The sequence below is a fragment of the Parafrankia sp. BMG5.11 genome (genome assembly GCF_004337455.1).
In genome coordinates this window covers 480,398-497,159 of the sequence record NZ_SJXI01000001.1, presented here as the reverse complement: position 1 = coordinate 497,159, position 16,762 = coordinate 480,398, and the positions used below count along the sequence as shown (strand labels likewise).

18 protein-coding genes are annotated in these 16,762 nt (G+C 66.4%); 9 read left to right on the top strand and 9 right to left on the bottom strand.

Annotation, left to right across the window (positions count from 1 at the left end; translation table 11 throughout):
* The first annotated feature begins 2 nt into the window (after positions 1-2).
* A complete protein-coding gene (locus tag E0504_RS02435) occupies positions 3-455 on the top strand; it encodes a DUF1465 family protein (protein WP_131621521.1) in 453 nt (150 codons plus the stop codon).
* A 10-nt stretch (positions 456-465) separates the two neighbouring features.
* Here the strand turns inward: E0504_RS02435 and glpK are convergent, their stop codons facing one another.
* Positions 466-1,926 (bottom strand): glycerol kinase GlpK, encoded by a 1,461-nt coding sequence (gene glpK / locus E0504_RS02430; protein ID WP_131621657.1) that lies wholly within the window; start codon positions 1,924-1,926, stop codon positions 466-468.
* A 40-nt stretch (positions 1,927-1,966) separates the two neighbouring features.
* Here glpK and E0504_RS02425 point away from each other — a divergent pair, with 40 nt between their 5' ends.
* The 4 genes from E0504_RS02425 to nadA all read left to right on the top strand — a co-directional run bounded on the left by E0504_RS02425 (position 1,967) and on the right by nadA (position 5,557).
* The gene (locus tag E0504_RS02425) at positions 1,967-2,842 is read left to right on the top strand and encodes an MBL fold metallo-hydrolase (RefSeq protein WP_131621519.1); all 876 of its coding nucleotides are present in this window, start codon (positions 1,967-1,969) and stop codon (positions 2,840-2,842) included.
* 80 nt (positions 2,843-2,922) lie between these two features.
* The gene (locus E0504_RS02420; RefSeq protein ID WP_207912104.1) at positions 2,923-3,528 is read left to right on the top strand and encodes a DUF4230 domain-containing protein; all 606 of its coding nucleotides are present in this window, start codon (positions 2,923-2,925) and stop codon (positions 3,526-3,528) included.
* 65 nt (positions 3,529-3,593) lie between these two features.
* Complete coding sequence (locus E0504_RS02415) at positions 3,594-4,376, top strand: hypothetical protein (RefSeq protein WP_131621515.1); 783 nt, start codon at positions 3,594-3,596, stop codon at positions 4,374-4,376.
* Positions 4,377-4,567: 191 nt separating this feature from the next.
* Complete coding sequence (nadA, locus tag E0504_RS02410) at positions 4,568-5,557, top strand: quinolinate synthase NadA (protein ID WP_131621513.1); 990 nt, start codon at positions 4,568-4,570, stop codon at positions 5,555-5,557.
* On the opposite strand, the gene E0504_RS02405 is transcribed toward nadA, so the two are convergent.
* A complete protein-coding gene (locus tag E0504_RS02405; RefSeq protein ID WP_131621511.1) occupies positions 5,554-6,471 on the bottom strand; it encodes a DMT family transporter in 918 nt (305 codons plus the stop codon). The two genes, nadA and E0504_RS02405, sit on opposite strands and share 4 nt — an antisense overlap.
* A 53-nt stretch (positions 6,472-6,524) precedes the next feature.
* Between E0504_RS02405 and E0504_RS02400 the strand changes: the two genes are divergently transcribed.
* Positions 6,525-7,637, top strand: a complete 1,113-nt coding sequence (locus tag E0504_RS02400; protein WP_131621509.1) for an alkene reductase — start codon at positions 6,525-6,527, stop codon at positions 7,635-7,637.
* Positions 7,638-7,640: 3 nt separating this feature from the next.
* On the opposite strand, the gene E0504_RS02395 is transcribed toward E0504_RS02400, so the two are convergent.
* Both E0504_RS02395 and lipB read right to left on the bottom strand, forming a co-directional pair.
* A complete protein-coding gene (locus E0504_RS02395; protein WP_207912103.1) occupies positions 7,641-7,958 on the bottom strand; it encodes a hypothetical protein in 318 nt (105 codons plus the stop codon).
* Positions 7,958-8,623 carry a lipoyl(octanoyl) transferase LipB gene (lipB, locus tag E0504_RS02390; RefSeq protein ID WP_131621655.1) on the bottom strand — a complete coding sequence of 222 codons (666 nt, stop codon included), beginning with the start codon at positions 8,621-8,623 and terminating at the stop codon, positions 7,958-7,960. Before lipB ends, E0504_RS02395 begins: the two co-directional genes overlap by 1 nt.
* 67 nt (positions 8,624-8,690) lie before the next feature.
* Here lipB and E0504_RS02385 point away from each other — a divergent pair, with 67 nt between their 5' ends.
* Positions 8,691-9,518: a glycerophosphoryl diester phosphodiesterase membrane domain-containing protein gene (locus E0504_RS02385; protein ID WP_131621504.1), complete on the top strand. Its 828-nt coding sequence runs from the start codon at positions 8,691-8,693 to the stop codon at positions 9,516-9,518.
* 4 nt (positions 9,519-9,522) lie between these two features.
* On the opposite strand, the gene E0504_RS02380 is transcribed toward E0504_RS02385, so the two are convergent.
* Entirely contained in the window at positions 9,523-10,131 is a 609-nt protein-coding gene (locus E0504_RS02380) for a class I SAM-dependent methyltransferase (protein WP_131621653.1), read from the bottom strand.
* Between the two features lie 128 nt (positions 10,132-10,259).
* Between E0504_RS02380 and E0504_RS02375 the strand changes: the two genes are divergently transcribed.
* Positions 10,260-11,624, top strand: coding sequence for an MFS transporter (locus tag E0504_RS02375; RefSeq protein ID WP_207912100.1), 1,365 nt, complete (start codon positions 10,260-10,262; stop codon positions 11,622-11,624).
* Here E0504_RS02375 and arsC read toward each other — a convergent pair.
* From arsC to E0504_RS02360, 3 genes are all read right to left on the bottom strand, one after another.
* Positions 11,621-11,965 carry an arsenate reductase (glutaredoxin) gene (arsC, locus tag E0504_RS02370; protein ID WP_131621502.1) on the bottom strand — a complete coding sequence of 115 codons (345 nt, stop codon included), beginning with the start codon at positions 11,963-11,965 and terminating at the stop codon, positions 11,621-11,623. The two genes, E0504_RS02375 and arsC, sit on opposite strands and share 4 nt — an antisense overlap.
* A 30-nt stretch (positions 11,966-11,995) precedes the next feature.
* Positions 11,996-14,155, bottom strand: a complete 2,160-nt coding sequence (locus E0504_RS02365; protein WP_131621500.1) for a TonB-dependent siderophore receptor — start codon at positions 14,153-14,155, stop codon at positions 11,996-11,998.
* A gap of 95 nt (positions 14,156-14,250) precedes the next feature.
* Positions 14,251-14,934: a Fe2+-dependent dioxygenase gene (locus E0504_RS02360; protein WP_131621498.1), complete on the bottom strand. Its 684-nt coding sequence runs from the start codon at positions 14,932-14,934 to the stop codon at positions 14,251-14,253.
* A gap of 77 nt (positions 14,935-15,011) precedes the next feature.
* Here E0504_RS02360 and E0504_RS02355 point away from each other — a divergent pair, with 77 nt between their 5' ends.
* Entirely contained in the window at positions 15,012-16,130 is a 1,119-nt protein-coding gene (locus E0504_RS02355) for a PepSY domain-containing protein (protein WP_131621496.1), read from the top strand.
* Here E0504_RS02355 and E0504_RS02350 read toward each other — a convergent pair.
* Positions 16,127-16,666, bottom strand: coding sequence for a (2Fe-2S)-binding protein (locus tag E0504_RS02350; protein WP_131621494.1), 540 nt, complete (start codon positions 16,664-16,666; stop codon positions 16,127-16,129). The two genes, E0504_RS02355 and E0504_RS02350, sit on opposite strands and share 4 nt — an antisense overlap.
* Between the last annotated feature and the right edge of the window lie 96 nt (positions 16,667-16,762).

Here is a 16,762-nt window from a genome sequence, read left to right as displayed (position 1 = left end):
CAATGACTGTTCCCGCCGACCTCAGCCGACCCATCATCGAGGCGCTTTATTGCGAGGCGCTGGTACTTGCCGACGAGGTGCGCGCCGCGTTTGACCTGGCGCCGCGGCGGTGCGAGCAGGAGGATCTGGTCCGCATCGCCCTGTCGTGCGAGGGACTGCGCACCACCACCCGGATGATGCACGTGCTCGCCTGGCTGCTCAATCACCGCGCGTATTTCGCCGGCGAACTGTCGGACTTCCAGCTCCGCCGCCACGGCGTGCTGCCGCCCGACCGTCCCGCCGATCCCGACCAGCTCGCGCTGCTGGAGCCGGCGACGTGCGCGCTGATCCGCGAGACCGAAGCGCTGCACGGGCGCATCGCGCGGCTGGATAGCGCCTGGCGCGAACGGTTCGTGGTGGCGCCGGCGGTGCTCGGGCAGCGCGAACGGCTCGGCCGGGCGCTCGGATCGCTGTGAGTATGGCGCTCTAGATCGCGGCCAGCGCGCGGCCCCACCGCTCCAGCCGCTCCCCGCGCACCGATCGATCCATCGCCGGAGTGAACTCGCGCACCGCGCCGCGCATGGCCTGGGCCGCTTCGTCCAGCGAACCGAACAGCCCCGCACCGGTTGCCGCGAGCACGCCTGCGCCCAGCGCGGTCGTTTCCACCATGTCGGGCCGCTCGACGGTCAGATCGAGCATGTCGGCCAGATCCTGCGCCATCCAGTCGTTGGCGCTCATCCCGCCATCGATCCTGAGCCGCTTCCAGGCCGCCCCATCAGCGGCGAACGCGCGGGCGAGGTCGTGCGTCTGGTGGGCCATCGCCTCCAGCGCGGCGCGGGCGATCTGCGCCCTGCCGCTGGCGAACGACAGCCCGGCGATCACTCCTCGTGCGTCCGCCCGCCAGTGCGGCGCGCCCAGCCCGGCCAGTGCCGGCACGATCGTCACCCCGCCGCTATCCGCGACCGAACGCGCCAGCGCCTCCGTTTCGGACGCACTGCTGATCAATCCCAGGCTGTCGCGCAGCCACTGGATCAGGCTGCCCGCGACGAATACCGAGCCTTCCAGTGCGTAAGTGCGCCTCCCGCCGTGCTGCATCAGCACGGTCCCGAGCAGGCGGTGGGACGATCGCGGAACGTTCTCCCCCATATTGGTGAGAACAAACGCGCCGGTGCCATATGTCGCCTTGGTTTCGCCATGCGCGAAGCAGCCTTGACCGACCGTGGCAGCCTGCTGGTCACCAGCCAGCCCGGTGATCGGGATCGGCCGCCCGAAGAGCGCGGTCTCCGCCACCTGGCCATGAGTATCGACGACCTGCGGCAAGGCGCCGCGCGGGACGCCGAACAGGTCGCACAGCCCCTGGTCGAACTGCGCGCCGTCGAGCGGCAACAGCAACGTCCGGCTGGCGTTGGCCGCGTCAGTGACGTGCAGACCGCCCGAGAGCTTCCACACCAGCCAGCTTTCCACCGTCCCCAGCGCCAGCCGCCCCGCCTCGGCAGCGCTGCGCACTTGCCCGTCGTGGTCCAACATCCAGCGCATCTTGGTGGCCGAGAAATAGGGGTCGAGCAGCAGCCCGGTCCGCCGCTGGACCGCATCTTCGTGACCCTGCTCGCGCAGGGCGGCGCAGACGTCGGCGGTGCGCCGGTCCTGCCACACGATCGCGCGGGCCAGCGGCTCCCCGCTCTGCCGGTCCCACGCGACCACCGTCTCGCGCTGGTTGGTGATGCCGATGGCAGCGATTCGGTCAGCTCCGATCCGGGCCGCCACCTGCTGCGCGCAGGCCAGCGTAGCGCGCCAGATCTCCTGCGCGTCGTGCTCTACCCAGCCGGGCTGCGGATAGTGCTGCGTCAGCGGCGCCTGCGCGACCTCCGCCACCCGGCCCGCCCGGTCGAACGCGATCGCCCGCGTTGAGGTGGTGCCGGAATCGAGAACCAGGACGTGATCGGACATAAGCGTGACATGCGGCATGCGGCGCTCCATATGCAAGCGCATGGCAGGACCGCCCCCCAAACCCTGGCCGACCGGCCTGACCGAGCAGGTTGAACCACTTGTGCGCCGAGTTCTGGCGCCCAATCCCTCTCCCTATACGTACACCGGCACGCAGACGTACCTCGTCGGCACCGGTGAGCGGATCGCGGTGATCGATCCCGGCCCTGACGATCCGGCGCATGTCACAGCGCTGCTCGCCGCGATCGGTGAGGCGAGCGTTGCGGCGATCATGTGCACTCACACGCACCGCGACCATTCGCCCGCATCCCGCCCTCTCGCCGCCGCGACCGGCGCGCCGATCGTCGGATGCGCGCCGCTGGTGCTCGACGACAGCGGCCCCCGCGCCGACGCCTCGTTCGACCGCGACTATGCACCCGACCGCGTGATGGAGCACGGCGAGGCGATGACCGGACCCGACTGGACGCTGCGGGCGGTGCATACCCCCGGCCACACCTCCAACCACCTGTGCTTCGCGCTGGAAGAATCGGCCGCGTTGTTCACTGGCGATCATGTGATGGGCTGGTCAACCAGCGTCGTGGTTCCGCCGGACGGCGACATGGGCCAGTACATGACCAGCCTGGACCATCTCCAGGCGCGGCAAGACCGGGTCTACTACCCCGCCCATGGCCCGCAGATCGACAATCCCCGTCAGCTCGTCCGCGGCATGATCGGCCACCGCCGCCAGCGCGAGAACCAGATCGTCCGCCTGCTGACCAACGAAGGTCCGATGCGCGCAGCCGATTTCGTGCCGTTGATGTACAAGGGGCTGGACCCGCGCCTTGTGGGGGCGGCGGAAATGAGCGTGACTGCGCACCTCGTCGATCTGGAACGCCGCGGCATGGTCGCCCGTTCAGACGATACATGGACAGCCCAGTAAGCACCCTCACTCGTTCCGGCGACGAACCCGTCGTACCCGCGCCTGCAACTCACCAACCGTCGCTCGCCCGCATCCGGGCGGTGCCGTGGCTGATCGTCGTTGCGTTGATCGCAGCGGTGGCCTGGCTCAGCTGGCGGGCATTCTTTTATAATGAAGAAGGCGACCCGGTCGGCAGCGCGATGCTGGCGTTCGAGAAGCAGAACTCGCTCAACGTATTCTCCAGCCGGTTCGAGATCGTGGCCGAGAGCCAGAACGCGCAAGGCGTGTTCGGCATCGACCTGCTCAAGAGCCGGCAGGCGACGATCATTCCGGCGACGGTCACCTACCGGCTCGACCTCGGTAACATGGACCGCGATGCATTTGCGTGGGACGCGGCCAGCGAAACCCTCAACGTGGTGCTGCCGCCGCTGCGCATTTCACGCCCCAATCTGGACGAGGCGCAAGCGCGAATGTTTACCGAAGGCACCTGGGTGACGGCGGGCGCGCAGCGCAATCTTTCGCGCAACAATTCGATGCAGGCGGAGCGCAAGGCGGCGACGTTTGCCAAGAACCCGCAAGTGCTGGGACTGGCCCGCAACGCCGCCAAGGATGCGATCCGCCAGAACCTGGCCATCCCGTTGCAGGTTGCCGGATACCAGAACGCCAAGGTCAGCGTCCGGTTCGAAGGCGAACAGCCCGCAAACTGAATTCTCTCGGGCCCGCAAGTCTGCTATGCCCCGCAACCGGGGACGCAACTTGAGGGAGTTGTGCGATGGCGACTTTGGCGCCGGGTGCAGCGCCGCTTACCGCTGAGGCGCGCGAGCGGCGGTTCTTTTTCATCATGGCTTGCGTAATGGCCGCGACGATCGTCGCCGGCTTTTCACTCAACATCGCAATGGGCCGCTCATCGTTCGCGGCACCGCCCGTGGTGCATGGTCACGGGGTGATCTTCATGGGCTGGCTAGCGCTGTATCTGGCGCAGGCTTTCACCATCGCGAGCGGACGGCGCGCGCTGCATATCCGTCTTGGCAAGGTGGCTTACGTCTGGATCCCGCTGATGGTCGTCGCGGGAGGCATCATCATGCTACGGTCGGCCCGAGTGCACGGCGGGCCTCCCTTCTTCGCGCTCAACGAATTTCTGATCAGCAACCTGGCGTTGCTGGTGTGCTTTGCCGGGCTGGCTTTGTGGTCGCTCAGGATCCGGCGCCACAGTGGTTGGCACCGTCGACTGATGCTGGTCGCGGTGGCGGTGCTCACGGGCCCGGGCCTGGGGCGCCTGCTGCCGATGCCATTGATGATCCCGTATGGCTGGACGGCGTCGTTCCTGGCTACCTTGATCTTCCCGGCGATCGCGATGGTGGCCGACAAGCGCCGCCATGGCCGGGTGCATCCGGCGTATTGGTGGGGAACAGGCATTTATGCGGGCACCTTCGTGATCTCGATGCTGCTGGCCTTCAGTCCGCTGGGGTATGCGATCACCGAACGGATCGTGGCGGGCACCCCCGGGGCCGAGCGACCGATGCACGCCTTCCTCCCCCCTGGCTTCACGATGTAGCAAGCCGACAGCCGGGCCGAACCGACCTTTCCTGCACCAGCGAAGCTGCCTCAGCATCGAGCGCGTTGCCGACGGTCGGAAAGTCTACCACCGGATCCGCCGCGCCCACGCCCGCCATTGCCGCGCGGCGCGCCGCCCCCTATCTCGCGCTCGCGGCGCATCCATTTCGCGCCCCAGCGTCAAGGATTCCGATGACCGACCAGACCCGCATCCCGCTCGCCGGCGACGACCTGCTCACCGAGATCGACCGTCTGCGCAAGGAACGCAACGCGGTAATCCTGGCGCATTATTATCAGACGCCCGCGATCCAAGACATCGCCGACTTCGTCGGGGATTCGCTTGAACTGTCGCGCAAGGCGGCGGAGACCGACGCTGACGTGATCGCGTTCTGCGGGGTGAAGTTCATGGCCGACACGGCCAAGATCCTGTCCCCGCAAAAGGTAGTCGTCCTGCCCGACATGGATGCCGGGTGCAGCCTGGAAGATTCGTGCCCGCCCGCGAAGTTCAAGGCGTTCCGCGAGGCGCACCCCGACCACATCGCGCTGACCTACATCAACTCCTCGATCGAGGTGAAGGCGCTGTCGGACGTGATCGTCACCAGCTCGTCGGCGGAAACCATCATCAGCCAGATCCCGCCCGAACAGAAGATCATCTTTGGGCCCGACCGGCACCTGGGCGGCTACCTGTCGCGCAAGTTCGGGCGCGAGATGCTGCTGTGGCCGGGCGTGTGCATCGTGCACGAAGCGTTCAGCGAGACCGAGCTGTTGAAGCTCAAGGCGCAGCACCCCGGCGCGCCGGTCGCCGCGCACCCCGAATGCCCGCCGACGATCGTGGAGCACGCGGATTACGTCGGCTCGACCAGCGGCATCCTGCAATTCGCCAAGACGTTTCCCGGCGACACGCTGATCGTCGCGACCGAGCCGCACATCATCCACCAGATGGAGCTAGCGCTGCCGGAAAAGAACTTCATCGGCGCTCCGGGCGCGGACGGCAACTGCAGCTGCAACATCTGCCCGTACATGGCCCTGAACACGATGGAGAAGCTCTACGCCGCGCTGCGTGATCTGGAGCCGCGGATCGAGATCGAGGAAGGCTTGCGGTTGGATGCGAAGCGCAGCCTCGACCGGATGCTTGAAATGGCGAGCGGCACGATCGGTCTGGGCGACCTCGGCGCGCGCTAGGCCCGGGCGCGAGGGGCTCCGCCGGGGGCCTTGGCGCGGGCGAGGACCAACGCCGCGCTGACCAGTGCCATGCCCGCAAGGTCAAGCGCGCCGAGCGTTTCGCCGAACGCCAGCCAGCCGACAACCGCAGCCAGCGCCGGTTGGGTCAGCAAGGCCATCCCGATGATCAGCGGGGAGAAATGCTTGAGGGCGAAGACCAGCAGCCCCTGTCCCACGATCTGGCTGCTGATCGCCAGCGCGACGACCGGAAGCCACCCCGCCCCGCCGGGCAGCACCGGCTCCCCCCGGACCAGTGCGATCAGAAGCAGCGGCGGCGCGGCAGCGGCGCACACCAGCGCCAGCACGCTCCACTGCCCCAGCGTCTCTCGCGCGCGCTGCGCCGGGACCAGGTAGAACACGTAGAACACGCCCGCGAGCAGGCACAGGAGATCGCCGATAAGCGAAGTCGTCGAGATTTCCAGGCTGCGGCCCAGCAGAATGGCCGCCCCGCCAAACGCCGCGGCCAGCGCCAGTATCTCCGGCCGGCTCGGCGCCCGCCGCAGCGCGATCACGCCCCAGATCACCAGCAGCAGGCTGCCCGCGTTGCCGAACAGCGTCGCGTTGCCCAACCGGGTCTGCTCGATCCCGATATGCCAGCTGGCCAGATCGGCCGCGAAGAATGCGCCCGCCGCCAGCAGCAGCCACACGGTGCGGGCGCTGGCGGTCCACGTCGCCCGCTCCCGCCACGCGAGCCAGGCGAACAGCGGCAACGGCAACAGCATCCGCCAGAACCCCGCCGCCACCGGCCCGGTGTCGGTGAGGCGGACCAGCCATGGCCCAAGCGCCAGCGCGGCATTGCCGCCGATCAGCGCGGCCAAGTGCCACGCGCCGGCACGATACTCTTTCTTGTCTGCCGGGTCGGTTGCGCTGCTCACGCGCGCCCCCTAGCTCGGTTGCGAAACGAAACCAGCGAAAAGGATCGCCATCGATGCACGAAGCCCTGTTCCAGCCGATCGATCTGGGAGCAATCCGCGCCAGCAACCGGATATTGATGGCGCCGCTCACCCGCGGTCGATCCAGCCAGCCGGGCTCGGTGCCCAACGACATGATGCTGGAATACTATCGCCAGCGCGCCGGCGCCGGCCTGATCATCAGCGAAGCGACCGGCATCAGCGTCGAAGGGTCGGGCTGGCCCGCCGCTCCGGGCATCTGGAGCGACGAACAGGTCGCCGGCTGGCAGCCGATCACCCAGGCAGTCCACGATGCCGGGGGCAAGATCGTGCTTCAGCTGTGGCATATGGGCCGACTGGTGCACCCGGATTTCCTCGGCGGCAACCCGCCGGTCTCCGCCAGCGCGACGTGCGCGCCGGGCCACGCCCACACGCCCACCGGCCGGCAGGACTACCAGCCCGCGCGTGAGTTGACCAAGGACGACATCGCCCGCGTCGTTGCCGACTATCGCAAGGCGGGGGAGAACGCGCAGGCCGCCGGATTCGATGGCGTCCAACTCCACGGCGCGAACGGCTATCTGGTGGATCAATTCCTGCGCGATGCAACCAACCTGCGGACCGACGAATACGGCGGGAGCGCCGAAAACCGCACCCGCTTCCTGCGCGAAGTGCTCTCAGCGCTGGTCGATGTCTGGGGCGCTGATCGGGTCAGCGTGCGACTGTCACCAAACGGAGAGACGCAGGGGTGCGACGACAGTGATCCGGCAACCACCTTCGCCGCGGCGGCGCAGGTCTGCCAGGACCTGAAGCTCGGCTTCGTGGAACTGCGTCAGCCGGGGCCAGAGGGCACCTTTGGCCAGACCGACGTGCCGCAGCAGGATGGCGTGATCCGCGCGATCTATTCCGGGCCGCTGGTGCTCAACAGCGACTATACGGCCGAGAGCGCAGAAGCGGACGTGAAGAGCGGCCGCGCTGACGCGATCGCCTTTGGCCGGCCCTACATCTCCAACCCCGACCTTGCCGAACGCATCCGCGCGGGCGCGGAATGGGCGCCGAACGTCAACGTACCCGCTAGCTGGTACTTGCCTGGCCCGGCTGGCTACATCGACTACCCGGCGATGGAACAGCAACCGGCGGCGGTCGCCGGCTGAGTCTCAGTCCACTTCGGCCGGCGGTGCGGCCGGAGCGGTTTCCGACGAAGACGGCGATGATGACGGGGCGGGGGCTTCCTCCTCCTCCTCGTCGTCGTCTGCCGCTTCGGATGGACCGGCCCCGCTGTCGTCCGCAGCGCTCTCGCGCAGGGGCGGGCTTTGCGACTGCACCGTGTCGAGCGGCAACATGGAGTCGCTGATCGACCCGCCCAGCACTTCGCCCGCGGCGGTCTTGCGTTCGGGCTCGTCACTCTTTTGATCGCCGCAAGCGGAAAGCATCGTGAGTGCCAGCAGGGAAAGGGACAGGCGGCTCGGCAACATCAACGGTTCTCGCACGGCTTCAGCGCGGCAAGGAAATCGCCGGCGCGGGCGAGCAATGCCGCATCGAAGGCCTCGGGCGCAAGATCGATGCCGAGCCTCGCCAAGCTCGTGACGCCGAATTCGGCGATCCCGCAAGGGACGATCCCGCCGAAGTGGGCAAGGTCAGGCGCCAGGTTGACCGAGAACCCGTGCATGGTGACCCATCGCCGCACGCGCACCCCGATCGCGCCGATCTTTGCTTCCGAGCCGTCGACGTCGCGGGTCCAGATGCCAACCCGGCCCGGAGCGCGCCAGGACTCCAGACCGACATCGCGGAGGGTGTCAATAACCCAGCCCTCCAGCGCGTGGACGTACGCACGCACATCCCGTCCGCGCTGACCAAGATCGAGCAGGACATAGCCGACCCGCTGCCCCGGACCGTGATAGGTGTAGCGCCCTCCGCGGCCCGCCTCGACCACCTCGAACCGGGGATCGAGCAGTTCGTCGCCGGCGGCGCTCGTCCCCGCGGTGTAGACCGGCGGATGCTCGAGCAACCACACCAGCTCGCGCGCATTTCCAGCGGCAATCGCGCGGTTGCGTTCATCCATCTCCGCCAGAGCATCGCGATAGGGTACGCGCGCGACCGATGTGCGCCATTCGATATCAGCTGCAAGTCCTGTGGACATCATCGTTGCGTGGGACGGTGCGCGCCGGTTATCAAGACCTTCAACAGCGCGCAGGAGAGATAGCCCGATGAAATTCGACATGAGCGCGGCGTGGAACGAGGCGTTGCGCCTGATCTCGGCCAACCGGCAGGTGATCACGATCGTCGCGGGGGTGTTCTTCTTTCTGCCCTACCTTGCGTTCATGCTGCTGTTCATGAACCAGATGAACGCGCTGGAGGCTGCGCAATCATCCAACCCGGATCCCGATGCGATGGGCGCGGCGATGATGACCTTCTACGGCGATGTCTGGTGGGTCATTCTGTTGTTCATGGTGATCCAGGGGATCGGCATGCTGGGTCTGCTGACCCTGCTGACCGACCGCAGCCGACCCACGGTTGGCGCCGCGCTGGCGAGCGGGGCGCGGCTGTTCCTTCCCTACTTCGGCGCGCAATTGCTGATGGGCGTGGTGTTCGGATTGCTGTTGCTGGTGCCGATTGCGGTCGGTGCGGGCGCTTCCGCCGCCGCCGGCGTCGTGCTCGGCATCGGCGCGGTGATCGCGTTCGTTTACCTGTTCGTGAAATTCCTGCTGACCCCGGCAGTCATCGCGATCGAGCGGCAGGCCAATCCGATCAGCGCCCTCAGTCGTTCCTGGCAACTGACCAAGGGTAATTCGCTCAGGATATTCCTGTTCATCTTCCTGCTGTTCGTCGCCGTGATGATCGTCGGCGGCGTGTTCAGCATGATATTGGGCCTGCTGTTTGCGCTCGCTGGCGCAGAGGCCGCGGTGATCGGACAGGCGCTCGTATCCGGCCTGGTCAACGCCGTGTTCTACGTCATCTTCCTGGGCGTGATCGCCGCGATCTATCGCCAGCTCGCCGGCACTTCCGGCGAAGCACTGCACGAAACCTTCGACTGAAAGGTCAGTCCTTCCAGCCCCAGAACAGGCGACAGGGAAGAACGTTCAAGGGCTCGAACCCGCTGTCGATATGGCGAAAATGCTTCGCCATGAAATCGCGCGCGGCGGCGCTGAACTGGTAGACCAGAAAGGCGCCGCCCGGACGCAGGATGCGGTGAGTCGCCGCCGCGATCGCCGGGCCAATGCCGTCCGGCAGGGTCGAAAACGGCAAACCCGAAAGCACATAGTCGGCGTGATCGAACCCGTGCGCGCGCACGATTTCCTCCACGTCCGAGGCGCTGCCCAGCACCGCCTTGAAGCGTCCGTCGGTGATCGTCCGCTTCAAATAGTCGATGTACAGCGGGTTGGTGTCGATCACGATCAGGGTGCCGTCGCGCCGCATCCGTTCGAGCACCGGTCGGCAGAAGGTGCCGACACCGGGCCCGTACTCGACGAACACCTGGCACTCATCCCATTTGACCGGGGCCAGCATCTTGGCGATCGTGAAGCCTGATGACGGGATGATCGAGCCGACCATCTTGGGATGTTCGACGAACCCCCGAAAGAACACGCCCCACTGGCCGAAGAAACGCGTCGCGCGCTGGCCGAAGCTTTCTTGGCGGCGAATTGCCAACTCATTGGGAGGGGTCAAAGCTTGCGCGCCCTGTCTACGCCCCACCGGGGGGCCGAATTCAAGCGCGCGCCACTGACAGTTTAGCAGGCGCATTGCAAGCGCTGCGGACGAACGCTAGCCCCGCGAAGATGAGCGAGCGCGACCCTGACCTCCACGCCGCGGCTGCCGAAGCCGACGCGGTGCGCAAGCCCATCTCAAGGGAGCGCATGGCGCTGCTGTTCATGGTCATGCTGGTGACCGCCGCGGGCAACACGGCGATGCAATCGGTGATGCCGTCGATCGGCACCGAACTGGGTGTGGCGGACGTCTGGATCAGCCTCGCCTATACCTGGTCCGCCCTGTTGTGGGTCGTGTGCGCGCCGGTATGGGCCCGCCGATCCGACCGGCGAGGCCGCAAGGCAATGATGGCGCTCGGCCTGATCGGCTTCATCTCCAGCTTTGCCCTGTGCGGCGTCATCCTGTGGTTCGGACTGTCCGGCCTGCTGCCTGCGCTGTGGACCTTGTTGCTGTTCGCTGCGGCGCGCAGCCTCTACGGCGGGTTCGGCTCTGCTGCTCCTCCGGCCGTACAGGCCTATGTGGCCAGCCGTACGCCGCGTGCGGAGCGGACGCAGGCGATGGCGCTGATCGCGTCGAGCTTTGGCCTGGGCACCGTCATCGGCCCGGCGCTGGCACCGCTGCTGGTGTTTCCGGCCACCGGTCTGCCGGGCCCTTTCTTTGCCTTCGCGCTGCTCGCGCTGGTGGTGCTGGTCGCCTTGCGCGTGACCCTGCCCAATGACGACCCGATGTTTCCTGCCCGCAGCGAGGTGGTCGGCGCTCCCTATGGGTCCAATTCCAATCCCCGTCCGCAGGAGGCTGACGAAGACAGCCTGGCCGGCACCGCGGATCAGCCGGCCATCCCAAACCTGTCGTGGCGCGATCCCCGGCTGCGGCCCTGGCTCGTGGCGGGCCTGGTCGGCGGGCACGCGCAGGCCGCATTCCTTGGCATCGTGGGCTTCTTCATCCTCGACCGCTTAGGCCTGAGGGACACTCCAGCTGCAGGTACCGGCTCGATCGGGCTGGTGCTGATGTGCGGCGCGATCGCGACGTTGCTGGCCCAGTGGGGCCTGATTCCGATGCTCAAGCTCGGCCCGCGCAGTTCTACCTTATGGGGAATGGCGCTGTCGATCGTCGGCATCCTGGTGTTCGCGTTGTCCGCCAACCTCCATTCGATATCGCTGGGCATGGCGATCGCCTCGCTCGGGTTTGGTCTCTACCGCCCGGGTTTCACGGCAGGCGCCTCGCTGGCGGTGACCCGGGCGGAGCAAGGACAGATCGGAGGCATCGTCGCCTCGGTCAACGGCGCCGCGTATGTGATCGCGGCGCCGCTGGGGGTGTGGCTCTACGGCCATCACGCATGGATCGGCTTCTTCGCGATCTGCGCGATGTGCGCCGTGGTGTTCGTCGTCGGGTGGAAATCCCTCGCAAACGACGAGGTGCTCGAAGCACCCCGCTAGAGGATTTCCTCGACCGTTTCTGGAGGACGGCACAGCCGCACGCCCTTGTCGGTTTCGACCAGCGGGCGCTCGATCAGCCGCGGCTCGGCGACCATGGCATCCAGTACGGTGTCATCGTCGGCGGATAGTAGTCCGCGCTCCTCCGCATCGGTCTTGAACGTGCGCACGCCCTCGCGCGGCGCCATACCGGCGCTGCGGTAAAGCTGTGCGAGCTTCGCGCGTGTCGGCGGGTTCCTGAGATACTCGATCACCTCGAGGTCCACCCCATCACGCGCTTGCAGGATCGCGAGGGTCGCGCGCGATTTGCCGCACTCCGGGTTGTGCCAAATGGTTGCTTTCACCGCATTCCTCCGACGGGCATTATGGCAAGATCAGTAACGCGCGACCAGCGTCACCAGCGCCTGACGACCGTCCGCCGGTACTGCGAAATGCGGGTTGCGCAGTTTCACGAAATAGCGCTCGTCGGTCACGTTGTTGAGGTTCACACGGACGGAGAAATGGTCGCTGATCTGATACTGCGCGTGCGCATCGAACCGCAGATACCCGCCCGCGGAGATCAGGTTCGCCGGATCGGCATAACGCCGCGAAGCGCCATAGGCACCGCCGCCGATGCTTAGTTGCGGGGTCGCTTGCCAGGCGATCGTCGCCGCCAGATTGTGCTTCGGGGTTTGCGGCAAGGCATTGCCAGCGTTCGCGGGCGCATCGTCAGGAAGCTTTGCGTCGAGATAGGTGTAGCCGACCAGCATGGTAACGGGGCCCGCGCGTCCGCTCGCGCTCAATTCGAAGCCGCGGGTCCGGGCGGCGGCGAAGACTTCGGTCACGGCGCCGGTGGGATCAGTCTGCTGTATGTTGCTGCGATCAATCTGGAACATAGCACCAGCCAGCAGCAGGTTACCGCCAAATACCTCTGCCTTTGCGCCCGCTTCCCAGCTTTCGGTGCCTTGAGGTCGCTGTAATTCGGTGACCAGGTTCAACGCGTCCTCACCCTCACCCGCCGATGCGCCAGGGGGGGACTTGGAGTTGCCGTATGACACGTAAAGGCTGGTGTTGGCGCTCGGTTTTGCGATCGCGCCAAGCTGGTACGACCAGAAATCGCCGCCACTCGCGGCGCTGAACGGCACGCCGCTGGTGAAGCCCGTGGCGCGCGCGGAGTAATCCGTCCAGCGAACTCCGCCGCTGAGCAGCAGTTCGGGTATCAAGGTGACGGTATCGAACAGATAGGCGCTCGTGTCCCGGACCGCGGCGGAGCTCACGTTGGGGCTCGCCGTGATCGTGCCTGACCACGGATCGCTCGGGTTCGGCGCGAACAGATCGGTGCAATTGAACGCCGCGATGTCCGTCGGCGTGCACGCGCGATTTCCGGTTGCGACCACATAGGGCACGTTCGACTGTCTGGTGTCGGTATACTCGACGCCGGCCGCCAGGCTGTGGATTACACTACCCGTCGCAATTTCGGCGCTCAGGTTCAAGTTGCTGGCGACGCCTTCGGTGCGGGCATTGCGCGACTTGATGTTGCGCCAGACCAGACCGCGAACGACATTGCCGGCGCTGTCGTCGGGGTTAGTGACGATGTAGTTGTTGCGGGTCCAGCTATAGCGGGTGGTGCTGCTGAGCACGACCCCCGGGGCCAGCTCCGCCGATACCTTGCCGGTGACCGCGTCGACCTTGCCGCGTTGGAAGTCGCGGTTGACGAGACCGTAGAAGTTGTCACGGTCCACATCCGCGGGCCGGCGAATATCGGGGTCGGCCGGGTCAGCATTTAACTGACGGCGGGAGGTCAGCGGAATGCCGTAATCGGGCATCCCGTCGGTCTCGAGATGATAATACCCGACCGTCGCGCTGAGCGGTCCGTTCAGGCCGAATGTCACTGACGGGGCAATACCCCAGCGATCATCGAACACGCGATCGCGGCCGGCGACCATGGAGTCGTGATACATGCCGGCCACCCGGATCGCGACTTCGTCACTAAGCTGGCGATTGACGTCGCCCGTCACCCGGATCAGATCCGATGTCCCAGCCGTCACCTGAGCGGTAGACAACGATCCCGCTTGTGCCAGCTTGGTCACGAGGTTGATCGTGCCGCCCGCGCCTCCCCTGCCCGCCATCGGGCCATTCGGCCCCTTGGACACCTCAATGGATTCGATCGCGAACGACTCCCGCTGCTGCGAGCCGGGATCGCGCACCCCATCGACGAAGATGTCGCCGGTCGAATTGACGCCGCGGATTAGCGGCACATCGCCGCTGGATACGCCGCCCTCGCCGGCACCCAGCGTGATCCCGGGGACCGTCCGCAGCGCATCCTCGATCGAGAACGACGCCGTGTTCTGGATCGTCTCTTCGGAGATCACGCTGATCGTCCGCGGGGTGTCGACAAGCGGTGCGGTATTCTTTGGCGAGGACGTCTCGCTCTGTCCCTGTCCGTTCACGACGATCTGCTCGGCATCGTCAGCAAGTGCCGGAGCACTGGCGATAAAGCCAATGCAGCTCAGTGCCAGGAAGCTGCCGGTCGCGGCGGTCGGATAGTGCCTCATAACTGTCCCTGTGATTGCTTTGGCCGCGCTGTTGCGCAGACGACGAGATCAGTCAAGGCTAATGAGAATTATTCGCAACAGGAGATGCGGAGTGGCTAGATGTCAGCCCAGCGACGGAGCAAGTTGTGATAAAGCCCCGTCAATTCGATGACGGCACGGTCGTCCGTGCCGCGCTCGGCTGACAGATCACGGATGGTGCGGTCCAGGCGGTAGAGTTGCTCTCGTTCGCCATCGTCGCGGACCATGCTCTGCAACCAGAAAAACGCCGCTGTCCGGGCGCCACGGGTCACCGGCGTGACCCGATGCACGCTAGACGCCGGGTAGAGAACCATGTCACCTGCGGCGAGCTTGACGCGTTGCTCCCCATACAAACTCTCGATGACAAGTTCCCCGCCCTCGTAAGCCGCTGGCGGCTCAAGAAAGAGGGTGCACGAGAGGTCGCTGCGGATGCGGAAACCAGATCCGGCATCGACCCGGATGCTGTTATCGATGTGAGCGCCAAAAGCCTCGCCGCCCTCGTAGCGGTTGAAGAGTGGCGGGAAGACTTTGAGCGGGAGCGCTGCAGCGATGAACTCGGGCGCCCGACCCACGGCGTCCAGGACGATCTGCCCTGCTCTCGCAGCCGCCTTGCTGCCCTGCGGCAACTGGCGATTGCGCTTGGCAACGCTCGATTGGTGCCCCGACGTTTCGTTCCCGTCTACCCACTCCGCGGCGTCAACGATCGCACGCACCTGAGCTACGCCTGCGCCGTCCAGCACACCCTCGATCTTTATCATCATCGCGATCGGATGCTCTAAATGAGATTGACTTGCAATAGCCGGACTGCGAAGCGCTTGCGCCTTGAGCGGAGTGGCTGATGACGAAAGTTGGTTTGCGGAACGCCTGGTTTCAGGTGCACAAGTGGATCGGTTTGATCCTGGCGGCCGTCATCATCCCCATTTCGCTGACCGGCTCGGCGCTCGTCTGGCACGATCCGCTCGAGAAAGCGCTCAACCCCGAACGCTACGCCCTCAGCGGCACCTCCGTGCTGCCGGTGGCCCGATACGCCCAAGCGGCACAGGCGCGCCTTGGCCCCGGGGAACGACTGCAAAGAATCGAGTTGCCGGCAGAGGCTGGTGAACCAGTGACGGTTCGCGCCTCCAAGCCCGGAAAAGGCCGGCCGCAACGCCTGACGCTGTTCCTCGACCCCCCGACCGGCAGGGTGCTCGACACCGCCCGCAGTGGCGAAGGCGTGTTCCAGGTGATGCACGTCCTGCACGGTTCCCTCATGGTGCCCGGCGTGGGGCGGCAGATCGTCGGATGGATCGGAGTCGCCATGCTGGTCAGTTCGATCAGCGGCCTCTGGCTGTGGTGGCCGCTCGCCGGCGGTGTCAGGCGCGGGCTGCGGTGGAAAAGGCATCGGAACCTGGACGCCAATCTTCACTACCAATTCGGCTTTTGGATCTCGCTGCCGCTGTTCGTCCTGTCTCTGACGGGGGTGTGGATCTCCTTCCCCCAGTGGTTTGCCGGCTTCGAGGCGACCCAGGCGGAGCGCGCTCCGGGCGGACCGGGGCGCTTTGCAGCCCCGTTGCAGCTACCGCTCTCAGCCGTCGCCGGCGCGGTTGATGCGGCGGAGAAGGCAGCTGGAGGACAGGCGGTGTCAGTCGCGTGGCCGACGGAAAAAGCCAGCGAGTGGACCATCGCCGTGCAACCGGCGGCTGGAGACACCGTGGGAGAGGAATCCACGGATGTGAAAGTCGCAGCAGCGGACAACCTGGCGACCGTAGAGCGGGGCACGGGGGAGCGGCCGGAAACGCTGGCTCGCCTGATGCGCCGCATCCACGATGGCAATGAAATGCCACTCGCATGGCAGATCATCGTGTTCCTGGGAGGGATTTTGCCCGCGGCGCTGGCGGTGACCGGGATCATCATGTGGTGGCGCGCACGAAGCTGGCGCGCTCAGCTTGCACAGCGGAGATCGGCAGTCGCGGCCTAATCTCCGCGATCGAGTGCCGGCACGGTGCGGGCCGCATCTTCGGCGCTGATGCCCGGGGCTGGCGCTGCGCTGACCGTCTCCTCGCGCCGCGCAACCCGCCCCGCCCGCTGAACCGCGCGCACCAGCCGGGGATACACGCCGCAGCGGCATAGATTGGGAAGCGCCGCCTTGATTTCGTCGACGGAGGGATCGGCGTTGCGTGACAGCAGCGCAGCGGCGGCCATGGCGATGCCGGGCGTGCAGAAGCCGCACTGGATCGCCTGCTCCGCCACCAGAGCCTGTTGCACCGGATGACTGCGATCGCGGCTCAGCCCCTCGATCGTGGTCACCACGCGCCCCTCCGCCTCGGCGACCGAAATCAGGCAACTGCGCAGCGCCTCGCCATCGACGATCACGGTACAGGCGTGACAGTCTCCCACTCCGCAGCCGTACTTGGTGCCGGTCAGGTTCGCCGCATCGCGCAGCGCCCATAGCAACGGGGTTCGCGGATCGACGTCGAAGCGCAAGGGGCGGCCGTTGACGGTGAGCGCGGTCATGCAGTTTGGCGCTACCTCCCGGCCACCGCTTGTTCAAGCGCTGGTCGCCGCCCGCTTACGAGAGGTTAACCATCAAGCCCCCATAGCTCCCGTGGA